19 protein-coding genes and 1 riboswitch are annotated in these 25,367 nt (G+C 33.6%); of the genes, 7 read left to right on the top strand and 12 right to left on the bottom strand.

Translation table 11 applies throughout. The features are described from left to right. Nucleotides 1–11: 11 nt before the first annotated feature. The 3 genes from dusB to U5A88_RS12505 form a co-directional block, all read right to left on the bottom strand. A complete protein-coding gene (gene dusB / locus U5A88_RS12515; protein WP_354206933.1) occupies nt 12–1,004 on the bottom strand; it encodes a tRNA dihydrouridine synthase DusB in 993 nt (330 codons plus the stop codon). Nucleotides 1,005–1,143: 139 nt separating this feature from the next. Then, a complete protein-coding gene (locus U5A88_RS12510; protein WP_354206931.1) occupies nt 1,144–1,536 on the bottom strand; it encodes a DUF4345 domain-containing protein in 393 nt (130 codons plus the stop codon). A 91-nt stretch (nt 1,537–1,627) separates the two neighbouring features. Beyond that, nucleotides 1,628–2,866, bottom strand: coding sequence for a M28 family peptidase (locus U5A88_RS12505; RefSeq protein ID WP_354206929.1), 1,239 nt, complete (start codon nt 2,864–2,866; stop codon nt 1,628–1,630). A gap of 128 nt (nt 2,867–2,994) precedes the next feature. Between U5A88_RS12505 and U5A88_RS12500 the strand changes: the two genes are divergently transcribed. Next, the gene (locus U5A88_RS12500) at nt 2,995–4,080 is read left to right on the top strand and encodes a TolB family protein (RefSeq protein WP_354206928.1); all 1,086 of its coding nucleotides are present in this window, start codon (nt 2,995–2,997) and stop codon (nt 4,078–4,080) included. Nucleotides 4,081–4,306: 226 nt separating this feature from the next. On the opposite strand, the gene U5A88_RS12495 is transcribed toward U5A88_RS12500, so the two are convergent. The 4 genes from U5A88_RS12495 to U5A88_RS12480 all read right to left on the bottom strand — a co-directional run bounded on the left by U5A88_RS12495 (nt 4,307) and on the right by U5A88_RS12480 (nt 9,028). After that, a complete protein-coding gene (locus U5A88_RS12495; protein ID WP_354206926.1) occupies nt 4,307–5,101 on the bottom strand; it encodes a cation transporter in 795 nt (264 codons plus the stop codon). A gap of 161 nt (nt 5,102–5,262) precedes the next feature. Next, nucleotides 5,263–6,753 carry a sulfatase family protein gene (locus U5A88_RS12490; RefSeq protein ID WP_354206925.1) on the bottom strand — a complete coding sequence of 497 codons (1,491 nt, stop codon included), beginning with the start codon at nt 6,751–6,753 and terminating at the stop codon, nt 5,263–5,265. Between the two features lie 144 nt (nt 6,754–6,897). Next, nucleotides 6,898–7,581, bottom strand: coding sequence for a response regulator transcription factor (locus tag U5A88_RS12485; RefSeq protein ID WP_354206923.1), 684 nt, complete (start codon nt 7,579–7,581; stop codon nt 6,898–6,900). Beyond that, the gene (locus tag U5A88_RS12480) at nt 7,574–9,028 is read right to left on the bottom strand and encodes a sensor histidine kinase (RefSeq protein WP_354206921.1); all 1,455 of its coding nucleotides are present in this window, start codon (nt 9,026–9,028) and stop codon (nt 7,574–7,576) included. The genes U5A88_RS12485 and U5A88_RS12480 overlap by 8 nt, the downstream gene beginning before the upstream one ends. Before the next feature lie 116 nt (nt 9,029–9,144). On the opposite strand from U5A88_RS12480, the gene U5A88_RS12475 reads away from it, so the two are divergent. From U5A88_RS12475 to U5A88_RS12465, 3 genes are all read left to right on the top strand, one after another. Next, complete coding sequence (locus tag U5A88_RS12475; protein WP_354206919.1) at nt 9,145–10,011, top strand: GLPGLI family protein; 867 nt, start codon at nt 9,145–9,147, stop codon at nt 10,009–10,011. A 45-nt stretch (nt 10,012–10,056) separates the two neighbouring features. Then, a complete protein-coding gene (locus U5A88_RS12470; RefSeq protein WP_354206917.1) occupies nt 10,057–12,774 on the top strand; it encodes a TonB-dependent receptor in 2,718 nt (905 codons plus the stop codon). Between the two features lie 89 nt (nt 12,775–12,863). Continuing rightward, nucleotides 12,864–14,414: a M20/M25/M40 family metallo-hydrolase gene (locus tag U5A88_RS12465; protein WP_354206915.1), complete on the top strand. Its 1,551-nt coding sequence runs from the start codon at nt 12,864–12,866 to the stop codon at nt 14,412–14,414. Between the two features lie 78 nt (nt 14,415–14,492). Here U5A88_RS12465 and U5A88_RS12460 read toward each other — a convergent pair whose 3' ends face one another. The 5 genes from U5A88_RS12460 to metK form a co-directional block, all read right to left on the bottom strand. Further along, a complete protein-coding gene (locus U5A88_RS12460) occupies nt 14,493–14,981 on the bottom strand; it encodes a hypothetical protein (RefSeq protein ID WP_354206913.1) in 489 nt (162 codons plus the stop codon). Beyond that, nucleotides 14,971–16,173, bottom strand: a complete 1,203-nt coding sequence (locus tag U5A88_RS12455) for an ABC transporter permease (RefSeq protein WP_354206911.1) — start codon at nt 16,171–16,173, stop codon at nt 14,971–14,973. The genes U5A88_RS12460 and U5A88_RS12455 overlap by 11 nt, the downstream gene beginning before the upstream one ends. Beyond that, the gene (locus U5A88_RS12450; RefSeq protein WP_354206909.1) at nt 16,170–16,796 is read right to left on the bottom strand and encodes an ABC transporter ATP-binding protein; all 627 of its coding nucleotides are present in this window, start codon (nt 16,794–16,796) and stop codon (nt 16,170–16,172) included. The genes U5A88_RS12455 and U5A88_RS12450 overlap by 4 nt, the downstream gene beginning before the upstream one ends. Before the next feature lie 207 nt (nt 16,797–17,003). Continuing rightward, on the bottom strand, nt 17,004–18,236 hold the full coding sequence (locus U5A88_RS12445) for a glycoside hydrolase family 88 protein (RefSeq protein WP_354206907.1): 1,233 nt from the start codon (nt 18,234–18,236) through the stop codon (nt 17,004–17,006). A gap of 165 nt (nt 18,237–18,401) precedes the next feature. Next, complete coding sequence (metK, locus tag U5A88_RS12440; protein WP_354206905.1) at nt 18,402–19,658, bottom strand: methionine adenosyltransferase; 1,257 nt, start codon at nt 19,656–19,658, stop codon at nt 18,402–18,404. A 311-nt stretch (nt 19,659–19,969) separates the two neighbouring features. Then, a riboswitch (SAM riboswitch) is annotated at nt 19,970–20,084 on the top strand. A 119-nt stretch (nt 20,085–20,203) separates the two neighbouring features. On the opposite strand from metK, the gene U5A88_RS12435 reads away from it, so the two are divergent. The 3 genes from U5A88_RS12435 to thrA are packed head-to-tail and all read left to right on the top strand — an operon-like array spanning nt 20,204 to nt 25,366. Next, on the top strand, nt 20,204–21,496 hold the full coding sequence (locus U5A88_RS12435) for an O-acetylhomoserine aminocarboxypropyltransferase/cysteine synthase family protein (protein WP_354206903.1): 1,293 nt from the start codon (nt 20,204–20,206) through the stop codon (nt 21,494–21,496). A 19-nt stretch (nt 21,497–21,515) separates the two neighbouring features. Then, on the top strand, nt 21,516–21,971 hold the full coding sequence (locus tag U5A88_RS12430) for an OsmC family protein (protein ID WP_354206901.1): 456 nt from the start codon (nt 21,516–21,518) through the stop codon (nt 21,969–21,971). After that, nucleotides 21,971–25,366, top strand: a complete 3,396-nt coding sequence (thrA, locus tag U5A88_RS12425) for a bifunctional aspartate kinase/homoserine dehydrogenase I (protein WP_354206899.1) — start codon at nt 21,971–21,973, stop codon at nt 25,364–25,366. The genes U5A88_RS12430 and thrA overlap by 1 nt, the downstream gene beginning before the upstream one ends. The last annotated feature ends 1 nt before the right edge of the window (nt 25,367 follow it).

The following is a 25,367-nucleotide window of genomic DNA, read 5'->3' as shown; positions in this document are numbered from 1 at the left end:
TATTATTTAATTTACGTAAACTGAAAGTTGCCAAACTTTTCAATTACTTCATCAAAAACTGCAAATACACCTTCGGCGTCATCAGTAGTAACCATTTTTAAACGATATTCTTTAAAGTGCGGAATACCTTTGAAATAGTTTGTATAATGCCTTCTTGTTTCAACAATACCCAAACGTTCACCTTTCCAATCAATAGCCATTTGCAAATGCCTACGGGCTACTTCAACTCGTTCCGACATAGTGGGCGGTGGTAAATGCTCTCCGGTATTAAAAAAATGTTTTACGGCTGCAAAAAACCAAGGATAGCCTATGGTAGCTCTACCAATCATGGCTCCGTCTAATCCATATTGATCACGCATTTCTAGTGCTCTTTCAGGAGAAGAAATATCACCATTTCCAAAAACAGGAATATGCATTCTAGGGTTGTTTTTTACTTCGGCAATTGGTTTCCAGTCAGCATCACCCTTATACATTTGAGCTCGTGTTCTACCGTGAATGGCAATAGCTTTACAACCTACATCTTGTAATCGTTCCGCAACTTCTACTATTTTTATGGAGTTGTGATCCCAACCCAAACGTGTTTTAACGGTAATAGGCAAATGCGTTCTTTTTACCATTTCTGCCGTTAATTTTACCATAAGATCAATGTCCTTTAAAATACCAGCACCAGCACCTTTACTTACTACTTTTTTTACGGGACAACCAAAGTTAATATCGATAATATCAGGATTTGATTTTTCAACAATATCAACAGTTTGCAGCATGCTATCCAAATTGGCACCAAAAATCTGAATACCAACAGGGCGTTCTTTTTCGTAAATATCTAGTTTCATGGTGCTTTTTGCTGCATCGCGAATAAGACCCTCACTAGAAATAAATTCGGTATAGACCACGTCAGCACCTTGCTCCTTGCACAATGCACGGAACGGCGGGTCACTAACATCTTCCATAGGTGCCAAAAGTAAAGGAAAATCAGGAAGTTCTATGTTGCCTATTTTTACCAAATCTATTTTCTTTTTTTAATTAGACTTCACAGGTTTTCCGCCTACGCAAAAAGCTTCGGTTGACAAGTGAAAACTTGTGAGGTCTGGTCTGTGGTTCTAATTCCGTGCAAAAGTACATTTTTTCTAAGAAAATAGAATGCTAATTTGAAGTAGTACTATTCCTCAATACCCAAACTCCATAAAACCCTAAAAACAACTCTGCTATTAATCCAAAAATATAGATTGAAGAGGGGTTGCCATCCAAAAAAATACTTAATGCTCTGCCAAACCCTAAGCCTAACATAAAAACGATGTTGGTTATGATGGCTGCTTTAAAAAAGGAAGACTTAAAAATTCCTAAAATCCAAAGTACAGAGAACCCTAAGTACAAGCCCATAATGGCTTTGGAGAAGTTAAATTCGTCAATACTGTTGAATCGAATATCAAATACCAAATCAGGTTGAAATCCGTAAACAATAGCAACAGGAATAACAATCAATACAGAAATGATTAGATGGATTTTATTGGTAAAGTCAGACTTGTTTCTAATCATATTATCCCTTTTTACTTGAAAGACCTCACAGGTTTCAAAAACCTGTGAGGTCTCTTTATTTTTTGCCTCTTACAGTCAAAATTTCTTTAGCTTAAAACGTTACTTCCTTTTCTATTTCTTCTCCGTTTCGCTTCACTTTTACAGTAGTAGCATCTCCTACTTTAAAAGCGGACAATGCTCTCATATAACCCATCATATCAACAATAGTACTATCTCCTAATTGTAATACTACATCACCTTTTTGCAACCCTGCTTTTTGGGCGGGCTTGTCTTCACTTACTCCATCAATACGCATCCCTTTTCCGTCGAACATATAATCTGGTACAACACCTAGTGTAACTTTAAAACGAGGTGTTTCATCACTTTCGTTTTTGGTTTTTCTAAAGGCTAACTTACCGTTGTCGTCCAAATCGGTAATAATGTCAAAAATATAATTTGATACAGATTCCATTCCTTCATAATTCAGCTTTTCAGCATCATCTCCAGGTTTATGGTAGTCTTCATGCTGGCCTGTAAAAAAGTGTAATACAGGAATATCACTTAAATAGAATGAAGTATGATCCGACGGGCCCACTCCAGATTCTTTTTCAATGAGTTTGAATTTATTATTGCTTGCAGTAATTACCTGTTTAAAAATAGGTGTAGTACCCACTCCATAAACTGCCAACGTGCTGTCTTTTTTTAATCTACCTACCATATCCATATTTAGCATATAGTTTACAGAATCTAGATTTATCGTTGCATTTTTTACAAAATAATTAGAACCCAATAAGCCCATTTCTTCACCAGAAAAAGCCATAAAAAGGTAATTGTTCTTATTATTGGTGTTTTTAAGTTTACTTGCCAAATTCAACATTACGGCAACACCGCTGGCGTTGTCGTCTGCACCGTTGTGAATGGCTTTATCTTCACCTCTGTGCAAAGAACCTTCGCCACCATAACCTAAATGATCGTAATGTGCACCTATGATAACGGTTTCAGCAGCATTATTGTTTATAAAACCCAAAACGTTTCTTCCAGTAATTGTACTGTCGGCATTTACGTCTGTGTATTTTACCTTTTGATGTGGATTTGTTTTTGGCTTGAATGTAAAGTCCTGAAAGTAACCATCCGTTCCTTTTGGTTGAAGTCCTAACGATTTAAAACGTTTTGCCAAGTATTTAGCGGCCTCTTTTTCTCCTTTTGTTCCTGTTTGCCTACCTTCTAATTTATCATCGGCTAAAAAAGCTACATCTTCTTTTATTTTGTTTTCTGGAGTATATTCTTTTTTACACCCTGTAACTAAAAATGCTAATCCAATAAAAATTACTGATAATTTTAATCTAATCATTTTATATATCTTATTTTTGCAACCGCAAAATTAGGCAATAATTGTCATTTATTATAAAATTATTTGAGAACAGTATTATGGTAAAAGTAAGAATATTAGGTTTTTTAATCCCGATAACTATCGGGATCATGGTTTTAACAATATCTTGTAAAAACGATAAAAAAACGGAGCAAAATAACACAAAGGAAACGGAAGTTAAAGTTGATTCAGCTCTAACGGCATTAATATACCCGGAAGAAACTCATTTTAAAACCTTACGACAAGTAACTTTTGGCGGTGACAATGCCGAAGCCTATTGGAGTTTTGACGATAAACAAATTGTATTTCAATCTAACCATAAAAAATGGGGTGTTGAATGCGATCAAATGTTTTTGATGAATGCTAATGAAACCTTGGATAGTTTAGTTGCTCCACCTATGCTAAGTACAGGGAAAGGACGAACCACTTGTGCTTATTTTTTACCAGACAATAAAAGTATTGTTTATGCTTCTACCCATTTGGGAGGTGAGGAATGTCCTGATGCTCCGTTGCGTAAAGAAGGAAAATATGTTTGGCCAATTTATAGTAGTTATGATATTTTTGTGGCTGACCTTGAAGGAAATATTACTAAACAACTAACGACTGAAAAAGGTTATGATGCAGAGGCTACTGTTTCGCCACAAGGTGATAAAATTGTATTTACTTCTGACAGGAGTGGCGACTTAGAATTGTATACCATGAATATTGACGGCTCTGATGTAAAACAGATTACTTTTGAGCTAGGCTATGATGGCGGTGCATTCTTTTCACCTGATGGTACAAAATTAATATTCCGTTCTTCACGACCAAAAACAGAAGAAGAAATAAAGCAATACAAAGAGTTGTTGGCAGAAGGTTTGGTAATGCCTACTGAAATGGAACTCTACATTTGTAATGCAGACGGTTCCGACTTACGCCAACTGACCAATTTGGGCAATGCAAATTGGAGTCCGTTTTTTCACCCTTCAGGAGAGAAAATATTGTTTTCATCGAATTTTGAAGCCGAACGTGGTTTTCCATTCAATTTATATATGATTGACCTTGATGGAAAAAATCTGACCCGAATTACACATGGAGAAACTTTTGATGCTTTCCCGGTATTTTCTAATGATGGTACAAAACTGATTTTTTCTTCAAATAGAAATAATGGAGGTGGTAGAGATACCAACTTGTTTATTGCAGAATGGCAGGACTAAAAGGATTGACATTCTGAAATATAAAAAGTTAGATACCAACTTGTTTATTGCAGAATGGCAAGACTGATTTTTGATTTTCGCTATCGGTCTTGTATAAGAATAGTTGCGTGTTTGCGTGCGAGGAATTTCCGAAGGAAATTCAGATGTAGCAAATACGCAACTACCTTTATTTAAGCACAAAATAGCAATTATTTTTATATGTTGTTGTAAGTAGTGCTTTTTTCATTCACTTGCTTAATTTCAAAATCCGAAATGCTCCTTGAATTACCAACGCAAAAACGATTGTTCCAATAATCAAATCTGGCTTATTTGAACTCAACCAATTTACCAAAATTCCAGCGATTATTACTCCTAAATTTATAATGACATCATTAGAAGTGAAAATCATACTCGCTTTCATATGTGCTTCTTCTTTGCTCTTTGACTTTTGCAAAATGTAAAGACAAATTCCGTTTGCGATAAGTGCTAAAATCGAAACGATAATCATTGTTGAAAAATCGGGAAGTTTCTCGGCTCCGAAAAATCTTCTCAAAACTTCTATAAATCCAATAATCGCAAGTATTATTTGAAAATATCCAGCAAGTTTGGCAATCCGTTTTTTCTTGATTAAAGTTCCGCCAACCGCAAACAAACTAATTCCGTAAACAAAACTGTCCGCAAGCATATCCAAACTATCGGCAACAAGTCCCATTGATTTTGAGATAATTCCTGTTGTCATTTCGATAATGAAAAACGCAAAATTTATGGCAAGTACAGACCAAAGTAGTTTTTTCTGGTTTTCGTTTTCTTTAAATACCGTTTGGTCGGTTTGTTCCGTTGAGATTTTTTTTCCGCCTAAATTCAGTTCGATAACGGACTTTTCGATTTGGTCAATTTCTCCGCTGTGAAAAACGGTCAATTTTCGGTTCGGAATATCAAAGTCCAAATTCGCAATACTCGAAATTCCGTCCAATTTCATTCGGATTAGATTTTCCTCTGAAGGACAATCCATTTTTGTTATCTCAAATATTGTTTTATTCACTTGGTTTGTTGGTTTTCGTGCTTTACTTACAACGATAAGGATATGAACTCGTTTCAATGGTTTATATCCACCGATATTGAAACGAGTTCAGCACATATAGCGAAGTTATTGGAAAAAATATTAAGAATCAAACTAAATTGTATTATTAAAGAAACCTTTTTTCAGTTTTTATTTCCGTCATTAAGTTTATAAGGTGCCCTGTAAGGGTATTCATCAAATTTTTCCCCATCACTTGTCATACGAGGATCTTTTGAAGCAGTTAAGAGCATAATGAGTTTTTCAGATAACTCTTTTTTGATGTTCTTATATTCAAGATTGTCCGCAAGATTGTTAAGTTGATCTGGGTCTACTTTTATATTGTACAATTCTTCAGCTGGTCGCTTTGCAAAACTCCATTGATAATATTGCTTATAATTGGAGTCATTGGAATGTTCAATAAGGAATGTTTTTGTAGGTCCATTGTCACAGTCTGGGAAAGTATTCATCGGGTGAGAAGAACCTTCTGGAACTCCGACTGGCCATCTTTCAGGGTAAAAATTACGAATATATGAGTAATGCTCGGTTCGTATGCCCCTACTAGGATAACCTTCTAAGGATGGTGCGAGCTGTCCGGGAACATGGCGTTCTTTTCCAAAAATAACATGGTCGCGTTTTGGTTCAATCCAGCCTTCTTTTTTTGATAAAAGAATTGGTTTTAATGATTTTCCTGTCATTTGATCAGGAATAGTTACATCTGCAACTTCTAGAAAAGTAGCTGCCAAATCGGTAAGTGAAACAAAGTCTTTCACTCGTCTGTTACCTTTCACCTTTTCTCCCCATCTTATCACCAATGGCACACGAACACCCATATCATATAAGTTACTTTTACATCTCGGAAAAGGCATTCCATGGTCGCCCGTCATTACAATAATCGTATTTTCTAATTCCCCAATCTCTTCCAATAGCTGTATGGCCTTATTTACATCATTATCAAATCGTTGAACTTCAAAATAGTAATCTGCAATATCTGAGCGTATTTCTTCTTCATTGGGATAAAATTTGGGTACTTGAACCTTATCTATATCAATTCCTGAAGCCTTTCCACTGCCTTTTTCATATCCTCTATGTGGGTCAGATGCTCCTAACCAAAAACTAAATGGAGTTCCATCCTCCCTTGCTTCCAGAAATTGTTTAAATCCCTCTGGGTATTCTTTCCCTCCAGGATTTTTGTCAATATAACCTCCAGCTTTTAAGTCTCCAGGACCCCAACATTTTCGCCAACGACCAACATGATAACCTGCTTCTTCCAATAACAAAGGATAAACGGGTGTATCCACATCCATCGTTGACCATAAGTTTGCACTCTCACCCAAACGCCAATGATACTGACCCGCGAGAATAGAACTTCTACTCGGTGTACATGACGGACTGGAAACATAAGCATGGTCAAAAAGGACACCCTCATTAGCAAGTCTGTCAAATGTAGGTGTTTTTACTACTTTATCTCCATAAGCACCGGCATGTGGCCAACCCCAATCGTCAGCAATACAGAAAAGTATATTTGGTTTTTTAGGAGTTTTCTTTACAGTATTTGTAGGATAATATGACCCTGATAAGAAACTAGTAGCAATGACTAAACCAAAACTAACTAATAACTTCTGTGATAATTTCATATTTTTTGACTAATACTTTACTTTTATATGTAAACTTATTTTTAACGAAAGTACGCAATAAGAGCATATTGTTATTTTAGTGAACAACTATCGATACGTACGAAGTTAGCATAAAATAGTATAAGAATCAAACAAGGAGAGGATTCAACAAACCAACTTATACCCAAATCCTCGAACGTTTAAAATTTGAATAGTTTCATCTTGTTTTAGTTTTTTGCGAAGTTTTGTTATAAAAACATCCATACTTCTTGAACTAAAAATATCATCATTACCCCAAAGTTTATTTAGAATAATTGAACGGTTTAACACTTCATTTTTATTTTTATACAGATGAAATAATAAGTGAGCTTCTCTATGCGTTAGTTGAACTTCTTTTTCCGTTTTAAATTGTAAGATTTGCCTCCTAAAATCAAAAGTATAATCTCCGAGTTGTATAATTTCTGTGGTTTTTTGCAAATTTGTTCGTTGTAACAAACTATTAATACGAACAATTAATTCTTCAATAGAAAAAGGCTTTTTTACGTAATCGTTACCGCCAATGGTAAAGCCTTCTACAACATCTTTAGTTTGAGATTTAGCAGTTAAAAAAATAATGGGAATTTCATCATTTTCTTTTCTAATTTCCTTCGCCAAGGTAAAACCATCTTTTTTGGGCATCATAACATCTAAAACGAGCAACTTTGGCTCGTTTTCTTTATATGTTTTTAATGCAATTTCTCCGTCAGCACATAACAACACATTAAAGTCTCTTGTTTCCAAGCTGTCTTTTATGATTTGTCCTAATGCAGGTTCATCTTCAGCCAATAATATGGTAACCTTTTCACCCATTAGGAATAGTTATTTTAAACGTTGTTAAGCTTTTACCTAAAATGACAGAAATAGAGCCATTGTGTTTTTCTACGATTTTTTTTGCATAATAGAGTCCAATACCAAAACCTTTCACATCATGTGTATTTCCTTTTGGGACTCTATAAAATTGCTCAAAAATTTTATCCTTGTTTGCTTTTGTTAAGGAATTGCCATTGTCAGAAATAGAAAGCTCAAATTTATTTTTTACTTGTTTGGCCGTAACGGTAATAGCGTCACCACCATATTTTATGGCATTATCAATAATATTGTTAACTACATTTTCAAAATGAAATGCATCTACTTTTATAATCATATCAGCATCACCCTTTTCAAATACAATTGTCTTATTTTCTAACTGAAAATCATGTTTGGCAATTATGTTTTCAATTAATTCAGTACTATTTATCTTTTCAAAATTTAAATTAAGAGTATCACTATCTAATGAGGCTGTTTCTAATAACTTTTCAACCATAATATTCAATTTAGACAATTGATCGGTTGACATGTTTAGATATGTTTTTGTTTTTTCTTTATCGTCAATAGCATTAAAATTCATAATACTTTCTAATGCCACGCCAATAGTAGCAATGGGCGTTTTAAACTCATGGGTAATATTATTGATAAGATCGTTTTTAACTTCTGCCAATTGCTTTTGTTTGTAAATTGTTTTTAATAAGAATACTAAACTGGCAATAATACCTGCAGATAATAAAAAAGATAATAAAATGCTGACTAAAGATTTTCTGAGCAAAATAGCAACTTCATTGGTAAATAAAAGTTCTAAATTACCCCTTCTGGGTAAAAAGGTAGATTTAGAAGTTGCTGTTAAGTATTTTTTTGGAAAATTTTCGAGATTCAAGCTTCTTGATTCTTTTATTAAACTGTCTTGAGAATCTCGTCTTAAATAGTCATATTTTAGGGCATAATTTATATTAAGACGATGGCGAGATAATTCTTCTGACAGATGACTGTCCAACTTTTCTAAGTCCATACTATCTCTAGAAATAGAAATAAAAACTTTAGAAATTAAACTATCAATGTTTTTGGGTAAAACGTTATTTGTTGTGTAAAAAGGAAAATTCCTGTTTCTAAAGTCTTTTATAAGAATAGGTTTTTCATTTTCTAATTTCGAGATATTTTTTAACGTACTATCAATCTTTGTGCGTAATGCGTTTCTTGAAAGGCTATTAACAAAAATAGTATCTGCCCTTTCCTCTAAATCAACATTGTACTTTATAATTCCTGTTCTTGTAATATTAGCAAAATAGGCCTCTACAGAATTGTCTAAACTCTTTTGTACATTGTTTATTAGGTTTTGTTTATTGATTTGATATTCTCTAAAATTCCAAAACAACTGTACTCCTATAGTTGCCAGAATTATCAAGACAATTAATCCCACTACCCATTTGTAGTTTTTTTTGTTCATGATTCAAAGTTAAATACAAATCTGATGTAAAACTAATCGGTTAACAATCGTTAACAGTCGTTAACTTTTGTGTGGTATTATTGTTGTTATATTTGTGGTAGTTAAAATTTAAAAAAATGAAAAAATTTCTTACTTCAACCGCATTGCTATTGCTATGCTCAAATTACAGTTTAATAGCACAAAATTTTCAAGGTAAAGCTTACTACCAATCCAAAACCACTGTAGATATGGATAATTTTGGTGGTAGACAAATGAGCGAAGAGCGAAAAAAACAAATTGCGGAACGTATGAAAAGTATGTTTGAAAAAACTTACATACTGACTTTTAATGCTTCTGAGTCGATGTATAAGGAAGAAGAAAAGTTAGATGCACCAGGTGGTGGAGGTAGAGGATTTAGAGTGATGGGCAGTTTTACAGCAGGCAAACAATATAAAAATGTAAAGGACAAACAGTTACTGCAAGACCAAGAGTTTTTTGGCAAACAGTTTTTAATTAAAGATTCATTGCCTGAGTTGGAATGGACTATGGATGGTGAAACCAAACAAATAGGTCAATACATGGCTATTAAGGCTACAGCTGTTAAAAAAGTAGATGAAATGGATTTCAGTAATATGAGGAGAAGAAATAGAAACAATGATACGGAAAAACCAAAAGATTCTACCAAAAGTGATAATCCGATGGATGAAATTGAAGTGCCTAAAGAAGTTGTGGTTACCGCTTGGTACACGCCTCAAGTACCTGTAAGTCATGGGCCAGGAGAGTATTGGGGTTTGCCAGGATTGATATTGGAAGTGTCTTCAGGAAGAACTACAATACTATGCTCTAAAATTGTAATGAATCCGGATGAAAAGGAAGATATCAAAGCTCCTTCAAAAGGAAAAGAAGTTACTAAAAAAGAGTACAACGATATTGTAAAGAAAAAAATGGAAGAAATGCGTGAGATGTATGGTGGTAGAAATAGAGGAGGTGGAAGAAGACAGTAAGATAAACAAGTAAGAACACTTTTTAATTAAAAAAACATTTTACAGATGAAATATATTGTAACCGCAATTTTGTTTTTTGCGGTGGTAACACTTACTGCCCAAGTTAAACTAGAAGGTGTTGTAAAAGATACTGTTGGAAAGCCGCTGGAATTAGCCAATGTAATTGCAATAAATCAAGAAACTAAAAAATTAGACGCTTATGCTATTACTAATGACAAAGGGCGTTATAAACTCAATTTAAAAGAAAATTCCTCATATAAAATATCAATTAGTTTTATTGGTTTTACCACTCTTGATGAAATCATTTCAACAAAAGAAACAGATATTGATAGAAATTTTTCATTGAAAGGTGATAATACATTAGATGAGGTTGAGCTTACTTACGAAATGCCCGTTACCATAAAGGGTGATACCATAGTCTATAATGCCGACTCTTTTAAAAGTGGAACCGAACGTAAATTGGAAGATGTATTAAAGAAGATGCCAGGTGTTGAAATAGATGATGATGGTAATATTGAAATTGAGGGAAAAAAAGTATCAAAAGTTATGGTTGAAGGCAAAGAATTCTTCGATGGCGATAGTAAATTAGCCACAAAGAATATACCTTCAAATGCCGTTGATAAAGTACAAGTATTAAAAAATTATGCAGAAGTTGGTCAGTTAAGTAGTGTTACCAATAATCAAGATAATATAGCCATCAATATCAAATTAAAGGAAGGTAAAAATAAATTTTGGTTTGGAGATGTTACTGCAGGTGGAGGTTTTGCACCAGATAGTGAGCTCTATTTAGCCCAACCCAAGCTTTTTTATTATAGTCCAAAATACAGTATTAATTTTATTGGTGATATAAATAATATCGGTGAAATTGCTTTTACACGGAGAGATTATTTCAACTTTACAGGAGGCTTTAGAGCTCCAAGCAGAGGTAGCGGTACTACCCTTAACTTAGGAGATAATGGAATAGGTTTTTTATTAAGTCAAAACAACAGAGCTAAAGAAATCAATACTAAATTTGGAGCTGCTAACTTTAGTTATGCTCCCAAAAAGACTTTAGATATTAGTGGGTTTGCTATTTTTTCTAGTGCGAGAACAGAACTTCAAGAAAACAACTCTGTGCAATATACCAATGCTGATTTAGGTATTCCTGATGAAAATACGGAGAGTGCTACTTCTCAGAAAAGTGATTTGGGTATGTTAAAACTAAGTGCTAAATACAAGCCAAATGCGAACAATCAATTAGATTATGATATTTTAGGACGATTGTCTAAGGAATCTCAAGATCAAAACTTTTTTTCATCAGTAATTGGTAATATCAATCAATTAGAAAATTCAAAACCATTTAGTATCAACCAGAATTTGAATTATTATTACACACTAAACGAAAAAAATATTTTTGCTTTAGAAGTGCAGCATTTGCTTAAAGATGAAGATCCATTTTATAATGCTATTTTAGAAGATGAAATGAACTACGAAGGGACTGCAAATAGCTTAGGGTTATTAGACGGTGGCCAGCAGGGTTACAATATTACACAAGAAAAAAGAGTAAAATCAAATCAGTTAGATGCGAAATTAGATTATTGGTATGTTATCAATCAAAAAAGTGACATCAACTTTACTGTGGGGTCAATGTTTAGCAACCAGCAATTCGACTCTGATATTTTTCAGTTTTTTAATGATACTGATTATTTCTATAACCCTACTCCTACAATAAATGACGGAATTGATTCAAATGATGTAAATTATACTTTTAACGATACGTATTTAGGAGTTCACTATCGTTTTAAAACGGGTATTTTTACTTTTACTCCAGGTATTTCTGCACATACGTATAGTACAAAAAATGAGCAACTAGGTAGCGAGTATAAAGACAATTTTGTAAGAATTTTACCCGATTTTAATACCCGAATTCAGTTGAAAAAGAGCGAACAAATTATTTTTAATTACCGCATGCAAAATCAGTTTACAGATGTTACTAACTTGGCAAAAGGTTTGGTGTTGAACAATTACAATTCTATTTTTTCGGGTAATCCCGAATTGGAAAATGCATTGACGCATAACCTGAATTTGTCTTATTTTAGTTTTAATTTGTTCAATTACACCAATGTTTTTGCAAATATAAATTATAGTAACGCCATAGATAGGATTAGAACTTCAGGCCAGTTTGAGCCAGGGAGTGTTGTACGAGTAAGCTCACCTTTTAATTCTAATTTTGCCGATGAAAGTGTAACAGCTAGTGGAAGGTTTCAACGTAGTTTTGGTAAATTTAGAGCAACGTTACGAGGTAGTTTTAACTATAATAAATTCAATCAATTTATTAACAATAGGCGTTCTGTAAATGAGAATTATACCCAAAATTACAGAGCGGAACTGCGTACCAATTTTAGGGAAGCCCCAAATTTTGAAATAAAGTATAATTACAGAATACAAGATAACGACCAAGGGGAGAATAGGACTAAGTTCTATACACACGCTCCAACATTAGGATTTGATGCTTTGATTTTCAAAACACTTACGTTTAAAACGGATTATACCTATACCAATTTTAAAGATGAAGATAGAACGATAAATAATTACCAGTTTTGGGATGCTTCGCTATCTTATCGAAAAAACCGAGACAGCAAATGGGAGTTTGAGTTAAAAGCGAGTAATTTATTGGACACAAAATCTCAAAATAGCAGTTCCAGTTCTGATATTTCGGTAAGAGCCACAGAATATTTTATCCAACCAAGGTTTACTACGTTTAGAGTAAGATATAACCTTTAATATATTTCATTGACCTTTTCAGGTTTTTGCTATACAATAATTTATTTGTAAATTCATCCATTCAAATAATAACTAAACAAATCCTAAAAATGAAAAAACTATTTAATTTCTGCTTTATAGCTATTATGTTATTAAGCGTTAGTATTACTGCACAAGAAAAAGATCCTGTTGTAGAGAATATCATTAAAGAAGCTACTGAAAACTCAAATTTAGAGCGATTAGCACACGAACTTTTAGATGTTGTAGGGCCTAGACTTGTTGGTACGCCTCAAATGGAACACGCTAGTAAATGGGCCATTGAACAATATGCCAAATGGGGAATAGAGGCAAGACAAGAAAACTACGGAACCTGGCGTGGTTGGGAACGCGGTATTACGCATATTGACATGGTATCGCCTCGTGTACAATCACTAGATGGTACGCAATTAGCTTGGAACCCAAGTACAGGGAAAAAAGGCGTTACAGCCGAGGCAATTACGATGCCTAATTTTGCGGATGAAGTAGCTTTTAAAGCGTGGTTGCCAAATGTGAAAGGAAAGTTAGTGATGATTTCTATGAATCAACCAACAGGTCGTCCAGATTATAACTGGGAAGAATTTGCAACCGAAGAATCTTTTCAAAAAATGAAGGATAATCGTGATGAAATGGTAAGAGAGTGGAGAGCAAATATTCGTAGAACAGGATACAATACGCGTACAATTATCCCTGCCTTAGAAGAAGCAGGTGCTGCAGGCCTTCTGGCATGTAACTGGTCTAGAGGTTTTGGGGTCAATAAAATATTTAGTTCTAGAACCAAAAAGATTCCCACAGTAGATATAGAATTAGAAGATTACACGATGCTATACAGATTAGCAGAATCTGGTAACAAACCAGAGCTTAAAATAGTTGCAGAATCTAAAGACTTGGGAGAAGTACCGGCGTTTAATGTTATTGGAGAAATTAAAGGAAGCGAAAAACCTAATGAGTACGTTGTACTTTCTGCACATTTCGATTCTTGGGATGGTGGAACCGGAGCAACCGATAATGGAACAGGAACTTTAGTAATGTTGGAATCCATGCGTATTTTAAAGAAAATGTATCCTAATCCAAAACGTACTATTTTAGTGGGGCATTGGGGAGGTGAAGAACAAGGCCTAAATGGTTCCAGAGGCTTTGTGGAAGATAACCCGGAAATAGTAAAAAACACACAAGCATTATTTAATCAAGATAATGGTACAGGACGTGTTGTGAATATTTCAGGTTCTGGATTCTTACATTCATACGAATATTTAGGGCGTTGGCTAAATGCTGTGCCAAGAAGTGTTACAGACCATATAGAAACCAGCTTTCCTGGAACACCAAGTACGGGAGGAACAGACCATGCATCGTTTTTAGCTGCTGATGCACCCGCATTTAACTTAAGTGCGTTAAACTGGTCATACTGGGACTATACATGGCATACAAATCGTGATACATATGATAAAATAGTTTTTGATGATGTTCGCAATAATGTTATTCTAACGGTTATTTTAGCTTATATGGCATCTGAAGATCCAGAAAGAGTCTCAAATGAAAAAATGGTAATGCCAATTAATCCAGGAACGGGAGAACGTCGCGATTGGCCTACTCAAAGATCACCAAATAGAAAAGGTGGAATGTAATTTTTTTTACATAAATAATAAATTAAAAAGCCTTCTCGTTACGAGAAGGCTTTTTAATTTAACTCAAAAAATGTTGAATTAAGATTCTGAAAGCTTTACAGTGCAATTTCTTAAAGTATAAAAATATTCATCGTCTTCTTCTACTAAATATAGTGTGCCTGTAACGGTAACAATGTCATCGGTTTTAAATTTTGATTTCTCGTTTAGAAAATCCTCAAGATCAACAACCGTTTCAGGACCAACACCAGTACAAAAAAAGCAATTTTCAAAAGGAAATCTTGAGAGCATGTACCACAAGGAATCTGCACCTAAGTCTAAAAAATAGCCTCTAATGGTAACTTTTTTTCCTTCTACATCTTTTAGGGATATTGTTTTTTTAGTGTCGCTTTTGTTAGAAATAATATCTTTGTAAAATTTGGAAGTTGCTTTTTTATCGTCACTTTTTTTAGATAACATTTCTTTGCGATATATGGTAGTGAGTTCTTTCCAAGTTATTTTTTCTTGACTAAAAGCACTAGTATAAAATAAAGTAAAAAGTAAGAGAAATAATACAGATTTAACTTTCATGACTTATAATTTTAGAAATATCCATTTTAAATATTGGACGAATAGCTATTAATGTTGCAATAATAATTATGCCAAAGATAAACAATAACAATTCTAAGATGTCATTTTGGTATTTTAATAAATAGATTTGTTGTTTATAAGTGTCTTTAATTAAAGAAATAATAGTTTGTAAACCAAAAGTAGCTAATAAAACACCAAGGAAAAAACTAAAAACACCAACTAATAAACCTTCAGAAAATACAAGCAAAATTAATTTGTTTCTACTAGCACCATAGGTTCTGATTAAAGCCAATTCTTTAGCTCTTTCTTTTACCATTCTATATAAACTAACAAACATACTTATACCAGAAACAAGTAGAATAGAAAGAGCAATCCATGTAATTGCTTTTGTGCCTATTGCTGTAAATTGAAAAAGTTTATCTAGCTGATATTTTGGTAAGGCTGCTTGAAATGGGGTGTTTTCATTAATATTTCTTGGGAGAAATAGCAAGCCCCTTTTGTTTTTAAACTTTATTAATAATGCTGTTATCTCTTCGTCGTCATGATTGTGATCAGGGTTATCACTTTCATCTTCATGCTCATGGAGATGCCAAATAGTTTCTAGATTTGTCAAAATCAATCGATCAATAACATTTTGTGTAGGTTTTAAAATTCCTACAACTTTTAGCGGATGCTCATCATGACTTTCAACAGCATTTTCAATCATTCCATGCGTGCTGTAAAAAGTATCGCCAATATTTAAGTTCAAGTTTTTAGAAACAACATTACCTATAACAGCTTCATTGGTGGTATTGAACATAGTTCCAGCTTCTATACTGGTTTTATGTAGATCGACGAAACCGGCAGAAGTACCAACAATTTTATAGCCTTCATAATTATCACCAATTGAAATTGGAATAGCATCTTTAATGTACTTGTTTTTTCCAATCTTTTTTGCTTCATTATAAGAAATATTTCCAGTGGGATTGTCAATATGTAAAACAGCAGAAAGGACTAATTGTAAAGGGCTTCCTTTAGCACCAACAACCATATCAACTCCGTTTAAACTTTGCTGTAATTGAGATTCAAAAACTTTGTTCAGTTGTTTTACTCCAAGGAGTAGTCCAATACTTAAAGAAAGTATTAAAACCGTTAAAAAAGTTTGTAACGGTTTGGCAAGAATATTTTTATAACTAAGCTTTACAATGTTCATAAAACAATAGTGTTAGTAAATGAATTTTTTATACGTTGATCATGAGTGATGATAATCAAATTCGCATTCGACTTTTTTGCCTGACTTTTCAATAAATCAATTACTAATTCACAGTTTTCATCATCTAAACTTGAAGTAGGTTCATCTGCAAGAATAATATCTGGTTTATGAATAACACCTAAAGCAATCCCTAAACGTTGCAATTGACCTGTACTTAAGGTATTGGGTTTTTGATTTTTTACGGAAACTAAATCCAATTGTTCCAAAATGTTATCAATCGCTTCTTTTTGCTTTGAAATACCGCTAAAATACAATCTAGCTTTTAAGTTTTCATAAACGGTCAATGAAGAAATCGCAATGGTATTTTGAAAAACAATACCAATATGCTTTCCTCTAAAAGTATCTAATTTTTTACTGCCAATACTGGTAATATCGGTATCGTTGATGAAAATATTTCCATTATCCGGACTTAAAATCCCTGCCAATAAATGTAAAAGCGTGGTTTTACCAATACCCGATTTTCCAAGAATTAACAATGATTGACTATTAGATAGCTCAATATCAGGAAAATTAAAAGAAGATTCTCTGGTATAAGAAAAAGTTATAGCTACTGTTTTAAGCATAAAAACTATATAAGAATGTAAATATATTAAGTTTTAATAGTTATAAAGATACTTTATAAATAAATGTAGCCATTTTTTCTTATAATTATAACAATAAAAAACCTCATTTCAATCGAGTTATAAGGTTTTTTCATGCTTTCGTTTATTGATTTTAGCTATACTAGCACCCTTAATTAACTCATTAAGAATTATTTTGATGAAATGTTTTTAACGGCTCATTTTATTCAATCTATTTAATGCCTCTATATAATAGTAATCAGCGTAAATTAAGGCTACATCGATTTCCTTACCTAACGATTTTGCCCCAGTAGAATGTAAAAGGAATGAATCAGCTTTGCCAACTGCTGAGTACTTATCAGAACTTAAAGAACTTAACATTTTTAATGCTGCATTATAATATTTTTCTTTATTGTTTTTGTCCTCAGTAAAGGTACTCAGCTCTAACAAGGCAGAGGCGACAATTGCAGCAGCTGAAGCGTCTCTTTCTTCATTTTCGAGATTTGGCACATCAAAATCCCAATGAGGGATATAATCTTCTGGTAAGAAGTTAAGATATGCATCCGTCAGTTTTTGAGCAAAATCTAAGAATTTTTTATCTCCCGTTTCCCTGTATACCATCGTATACCCATAAATTCCCCATGCTTGCCCCCGCGACCATCGACTATCGTCTGAATAACCTTGTTTGGTGTGCCTATTCAATATTTTTCCTGAAATGGAATCATATTCCAATACGTGCCATGAAGTATAATCATTTCTAAAATGATTTTCCATTGTAGTTTCGGCATGTTTTATAGCAATATCTTTAAATGTGGAATCACCTCCATTCTTGGCCGCCCAAAACAAAAGCTCTAAATTCAACATGTTATCTATTATAGTAATATGTTGTTGCCATCTGGGATGCATCTTATTGGACCATGATTTTATGGTTCCTACTTTCGGATTATACCGCGATGCTAAAGAAGCGGCGGAAGTTAATAAGATATCTTTATATTCCTTTTTTCCACCTAATGCATAGCCATTTCCATAGCCAGGAAACATCATAAAACCAATATCATGGTGTTCGGTAATGGTCTTAAAATCATTAAAGACTTCGGTTCTTTTTATGGCTTCCTGTTTCCATTTTTCATCTTTAGTCAAATCGTACATGTACCAAAGTATACCTGGATAAAAACCAGAGGTCCAAACTAGTCTCCCATTGGGTATCTCTTTCCATTCAGTTTGATCCGTTTCAATTAGTCTTGGATGTTTTGTTAAATCGGTAAGTTTCGGTGCTGCTATTTCCAGTTGCGACTCACAGTTCTTAATAGCCTCATCTAAATTGATGGTTGTTATGTCAATTGCAACTTTCGTTTCGGTTTTGGGTTGTTTGTTTTTCTTAGAATTTTGACAAGAGATTAGGCCGAAAACACCACCTATTAGGAGTAATTTTGTAATATTCATTACGAAGATTTTATAATTGTTATAAAACGAAGGTCGGCTTTTTATTTGAAAAACACATTCCGCGATCAAATAAAAAACCTCTAAGGTCTTTATAACCCCTTGAGGTTTTTATATAAATAAATGGTTTCTTGATCCTTCCAGTAAAGAAGAATTTAGAATCGACTTCTATAAATTAAAAGCAATCTTCACTTTATCTACGAAATCCAATTTTTCCCAAGTAAATAACTCTACTTCTTTTTCTACCTTACCAGAATAAGGGCTTTCAAAAATTTTGGTAATGGTTTGAGGTTCTTTACCCATATGTCCGTAAGCAGCCGTTTCTAAATAAATAGGGTTACGTAACTTTAAACGTTCTTCAATAGCCGCAGGTCGCATATCAAAAATTTCAGCTGCTTTTTTGGCAATTTCACCATCTGTGAAATCTACGTTTGAAGTTCCATAAGTGTTTATATAAATGGATGTCGGTTCAACCACACCAATAGCATAACTTACTTGCACTTCTACTTCATTGGCAATTCCAGCAGCCACTAAATTTTTAGCAATATGTCTAGAGGCATAGGCTGCACTTCTATCTACTTTACTTGGGTCTTTACCTGAAAATGCACCACCACCATGAGCTCCTTTTCCACCGTAGGTGTCTACAATAATTTTTCTTCCTGTTAAACCTGTATCACCATGTGGGCCACCAATTACAAATTTACCTGTAGGATTGATATGATAAGAAATGTCGTCATTAAACAAGGCTTGTACTTTAGCCGGGAATAATTTTTTTACTCTAGGAATTAAAATAGAAATGATATCACTCTTAATTTTTGCTAACATTTTTTCGTCATTAGCATCAAATTCGTCATGTTGTGTAGAAACCACAATAGCATCAATGCGTTGTGGTTTGTTGTCATCACTATATTCAATGGTAACCTGACTTTTAGCGTCAGGGCGTAAATACGTAATTTCTTTATTTTCTCTTCGTAATTCTGCCAGTACCTGTAATATTTTGTGAGAAATATCAAGAGCCAAAGGCATATAGTTTTCAGTTTCGTTAGTAGCATAACCAAACATCATTCCTTGGTCACCAGCACCTTGCTCTTCTTTGGTCGCTCTGTCTACACCACGATTAATATCTTGAGATTGTTCGTGAATCAATGAAATAACGCCACAAGAATCACCCGAAAATTGATATTCCCCTTTGGTATAGCCAATTTTATTGATAACCTTCCTTGCAATTTCCTGAACGTCTAAATAAGTTTCACTCTTAACCTCACCTGCTAACACTACTTGTCCAGTAGTCACTAAGGTCTCACAAGCCACTTTTGACTCAGGGTCAAAGGCCAAAAAATTGTCCAACAATGCATCACTAATCTGATCTGCAACTTTATCAGGATGTCCTTCTGAAACACTTTCTGATGTAAATAAATATGCCATATTACTATTTTAAATGGTAACGATTTTATACAAAAAAGATTGCAAATGGCCTAAAGGAGTAAGAGTACTGCTTTAGCATTTTTAAAGAGGTTGCAATCAGTCAAATTTATCCTCTAGATTTTGGGCAAAAGTACATATATTTTTGAGCTAAAAAAATATTCCAAGAAATTACTTTACTAAAAGTAACGTTAAATTTTTAATTGTTTGAAATTCAATTATAATGAGCGAATTTTAAAAAACATTGAAAAAAATTTGGTTATTTGATATTTCTTTTACAATATTTGCACAGTAAGTTCAATTACTTATTGAAATTGTTATCAAGAAAGGCTGAGGGATTAGACCCGTTGAAGCCTTAGCAACCCTTTAATCTTTAAAGAAGGTGCTAAATTCTACCAAAAGGTTTTTAAACTTTAGGATAGATAACTCAGACGAAATTACATCCAGTAATTTCTATGTATTTCTTAATAACATTTTTCTACTAAGTACACCACAACAAGGTGCATTTGACTTTTAATTTAATTTATTAACTTAAAAAAGTAAGAAAAATGAGTACACAAAAATTAGCAACCAATGCGTTGCACGCAGGGCACGATGTAAAACAAACATTAGGAACAAGAGCCGTTCCAATTTATCAAACAACTTCGTATGTTTTTAATGATGCAGAACATGCTGCCAATCTTTTTTCATTAAAAGAATTAGGATTTATTTACACAAGGCTTAATAACCCTACAAATCAAATTTTACAAGACCGTTTAGCAGCTATAGAAGGCGGTATTGGAGCAGTAGTTTTTGCTTCGGGTACGGCTGCAATTGCAACAGGATTATTAACATTGTTAAAGGCTGGAGACCATATTGTAGCTTCTAGCAGCTTGTATGGAGGTACGTACAATTTATTAAGCGTTACCTTGCCGAGATTGGGCATTACCACAACGTTTGTAGATGCTTCAAATCCAGATAACTTTGCTGAAGCTGTTCAAGAAAATACAAGAGCATTTTTTGTTGAATCTTTAGGAAATCCGAAATTAGATGTATTGGACTTGGAAGGTATTTCAAAGCATTCAAAAGCAGCGAGAATACCATTTATAGTTGATAATACAGTTGCTACACCAGCTTTGTTAAATCCGATTGAACATGGAGCAAATATTGTTATCCATTCGTTAACCAAATATATTGGCGGACAAGGCAATTCTTTGGGAGGTGTAATTGTAGATGCTGGAACTTTTGATTGGTCTAGCGGAAAATTCCCTGAATTCACTGAGCCTTCAGCCGGATATCATGGCTTGGTATATCACGAAGCACTAGGAGCAGCTTCTTACACCTTTAAGTTGATTTTAGAAGGTCTACGTGATTTTGGAGGGGCATTAAGTCCAACAAATGCTTTTAATATTATTCAAGGATTAGAAACCTTAGACGTCAGAATAAAAAAGCATAGTGAAAATGCATTAGAACTAGCAAAATGGCTGGAAGCACAAGATGAAGTGGCTTGGGTAAACTACCCAGGATTAGAAAGTAGTAAATACAAGTCTTTGGCAGATAAATACTTGCCAAAAGGGCAAAGTGGAATTGTTACTTTTGGAGCCAAAGGTGGTTATGAAACGGCTAAGAAGATAGCAGATGAAACACAGTTGTTTTCGTTGTTGGCAAACATAGGAGACACAAAGTCACTAATTATTCATCCAGCGAGTACAACACATCAACAATTAGATGAGCAACAGCAAGCTGCTGCGGGGGTTTCTCAAGATTTAATCAGATTATCAGTTGGCTTAGAAGATATAGATGATTTAAAGTCTGATTTAAAAGAAGCATTTGCCAAAATAGATAAAAGTGTTTTAGCTTAATTATAAAAAGACAAAAAGTATGAGCGATTTAATATTTAGTGTGCAGGGTGAAAGTAATTCTCCCGCACAATTTGTAGCAAATACAAGAAATTTTAAGCTAATTATAGATGAGCCGGAAGAATTAGGCGGCACAAATGAAGATGCTAATCCTGTAGAATATATTTTGGCAGGTTTGGCAGGTTGCTTAAATGTTGTAGGGCATATTGTAGCTAAAGAATTAGGCTTTACAATTAAAAAGTTAAAAATTGAAGTTAATGGAGCTATAAATCCGAATAGGCTTTTTGGGACTTCTTCTGAGGAGCGTGCAGGTTTTAAGAATATAAATCTAAATTTAATTCCAGAAACTGATGCAGATATTGAAATCTTATCACAGTGGTTAAAAATTGTTGAAGATAGATGCCCTGTGAAAGACAATTTAACAAATGAAACACCAATAAAAATAAGTGTTACAAAAAATTATATTCCACATGAATAATGACTAAACTTCAGTTTATTCAAATAGCGGATTTTAATTTAGAAAGCGGTAAGACGGCTTCAATACGGCTGTCTTACCAACTTTTTGGGAAACCATTGCATTCGGCACCAATAGTTTTGGTTAACCATGCACTAACTGGTAATAGTAATGTTGCTGGAAAGAATGGCTGGTGGACAGATTTAATAGGTGATGATAAAGTTATTGACACTCAAAAATATACGGTTTTAGCCTTTAATATTCCTGGCAATGGATATGATGGATTTGTCATTGAAAATTATAAAGATTTTGTAGCGAGAGATGTTGCCCGAATTTTTTTATTGGGATTAGAAGAACTAAAAGTAAATCAGCTTTTTGCCATTATTGGAGGATCGTTGGGCGGAGGAATTGCTTGGGAAATGGCAGTGTTGTCTCCAAAAATTACCAAACATTTAATTCCTGTTGCTTCAGATTGGAAATCGACAGATTGGTTAATTGCCAATTGCCAAATTCAGGAACAGTTTCTGTTAAATTCGAGTAATCCAGTACACGATGCAAGGATGCACGCAATGCTTTGTTACCGAACTCCAGAATCTTTTAAAGAACGCTTCCACCGTTCAAAAAATGAAGAATTAGATGTTTTTAATGTAGAAAGCTGGTTGTTACATCATGGTAAAAAGTTGCAAGAACGCTTTCAATTATCGGCTTATAAATTAATGAATCAGTTGTTGAAAACTATTGATGCATCCAAGGATAATACCGATAAAATTTTGGATACTATCGAGGCGAATATCCATTTAATAGGTGTGGATTCGGATTTGTTTTTTACTGCTGAAGAAAACAGGGAAACACAATTAAAACTAGCGTTAACGCACCCTAATGTTACGTATAATGAAATTAATTCCGTACATGGGCACGATGCTTTTTTAATAGAATTTGATCAATTAGAAAAAATTATTGAAGGTGTTTTTAAACCTTCATCAGAAAACAAAAGAATGAAAATATTAAAATTTGGAGGTAAATCTTTGGCTAATGGAGAAGGAATCAACAAAGTGGTTTCCATTATTGAAAACAAGATAAACCACGGCGATAAAATTGCGGTAGTTGTTTCTGCTCGCGGTAATGCTACCAATGAGCTTGAAAAAATACTTGAACAAGCGGTTAAAAACGAACCTTATCAGGAAGCCTTGTCGGCTTTTAAAAAATATCAAAGTGATATTTATGATACAATTGATTTTTCTGATGAGTTTGATACATTGGACAAACTTTTTAATGGTGTTCAATTATTGGGAGACTACAGCCATAAAATTAAAGACCAAGTATTGGCACAGGGAGAGTTATTGTCGGTAAAATTACTAGCAAATGTATTGAAAGAACAAGGTATTAATACAAATATTACTGATGCTAGAACTTTAATTAAAACAGATGAAAACTTTGGTAATGCTCAACCTGTAAGCAAATTGTCGAAAGAAAATGTAATTGCTCATTTCAAGAAGTATAATGGCTCTACCGTAAATATTGTTACTGGATTTATTGGTTCTAACGAGAAAAATGAAACAACTACTTTAGGTAGAAACGGAAGTAACTTCACAGCTTCTTTATTAGCTAACTATTTAGATGCAGAAGAGTTGCAAAATTACACACATGTTGATGGTATTTATACTGCCAATCCTGATTTGGTAGCTGATGCCAGAAAAATAAAAGAACTTTCATATAGTGAAGCCAATGAATTAGCAAATTTTGGAGCGACAATTTTGCACGCCAAGACCATAATTCCACTAATTGAAAAGAATATAAACCTTAGGATTTTAAACACTTTTAATCCTGATGATGAAGGAACATTAATAACGGCCAGGTCTAGTTCTGATGGAATAAAGTCATTGTCAATCCTAGAAAATACCGCTTTAATCAATTTTGAAGGTCGTGGCTTACTAGGTAAAGTAGGTGTTGATGCTCGAATTTTTAGAGCATTGGGTAATCAAAATATTAGTGTGAGCATAATCTCTCAAGGTTCTTCGGAGCGAGGTATTGGTTTAATTGTAGATGCTGATAAAGCTACGGAAGCTGTAGTTGCTTTAGAAAGAGAGTTTGAAAATGATTTTTACGCACAGGATGTGAATAAAATTAGTGTAATTGATCAGGTTTCGGTTATTTCGTTAATTGGAATTGATTTGAGTTCTTTTCATAAACCATTTAATTCACTGATTAAAAACCAAGTAGTTCCGTTATTGTTTAATAATACCGTTTCTGGTAAAAATGTAAGTATAGTTGTTAAAAAAGACCAACTACATAAAGCGGTTAATGTAATTCATAGCGAGATATTTGGAATTTCTAAAAAAATAAATATTGCCATTTTTGGACATGGATGGGTTGGTGGTACACTAATTAATCAAATTATTAATTCTAAAGATGATATAGAAAAACGAAAAGGAATAAAACTCAATATTTTTGCTGTTGCCAACTCTAAAAAAGTACTTTTTAATAGAAATGGTGTCTCAGAAAATTGGAAAACAACTATTGTAGATAATGGAAAATCCTACGAAGTTGATGATGTAATTGATTATGCAAAACAACATCATTTAGAGAATTTAATTGCCATTGATAATACAGCCAGTAAAGATTTTGTTTCCAATTATATAAAATTAGCAGAGAATGGGTTTGATTTGGTATCTTCGAATAAGATTGCCAATACTATCGGATTAGATTTTTACGATGAATTAAGAGAAGTATTAGTGAAAAACCAGAAAAATTACCTTTATGAAACGAATGTTGGTGCTGGTTTACCATTAATTGACACGATACAATTATTACATTTATCTGGCGAAAATATTACAAGAATTAAAGGAGTGTTTTCGGGCTCGTTAAGTTATTTGTTCAATAATTTTTCTGCTAAGGAAAAGCCGTTTAGTACAATTTTAATAGAAGCAATTGATAGCGGATTTACCGAACCAGATGCCCGAGAAGATTTATGCGGTAATGATGTAGCCAGAAAGTTGTTGATTTTAGCTCGCGAATTAGATTTAAAAAACGAATTGGAAGATGTGGAAATTCAAAACCTAATTCCCGAAAATTTAAGAACGGTTTCTTCTGATGAGTTTTTAAATAGAATTTCAGATTTGGATGAAGTTTATATTAAGGTTAAGCAAGATCAAAAGCCAAATTATGTCCTGCGATATGTTGGCGATCTGCACGGTGATCTATCCAAAGATGATGGTGCAATTTTAGAAGTAAAATTAGAATCAGTAGCTGAAAACAGTCCGTTGGGGCAAGTAAAAGGTAGCGATTCGATTTTTGAGATTTACACAGAGTCTTATGGTGAACAACCAATAGTAATCCAAGGAGCAGGAGCAGGAGCTGCTGTAACCGCAAGAGGTGTTTTTGGTGATATTTTGAGGTTGACAGAAAAAATGCAATCCTAAT

Source organism: Aureibaculum sp. 2308TA14-22, assembly GCF_040538665.1.
Classification (GTDB): Bacteria; Bacteroidota; Bacteroidia; order Flavobacteriales; family Flavobacteriaceae; genus Aureibaculum.
Note: the sequence above shows the minus strand (reverse complement) of the source record. Positions and strands in the feature narration are given on the sequence as shown.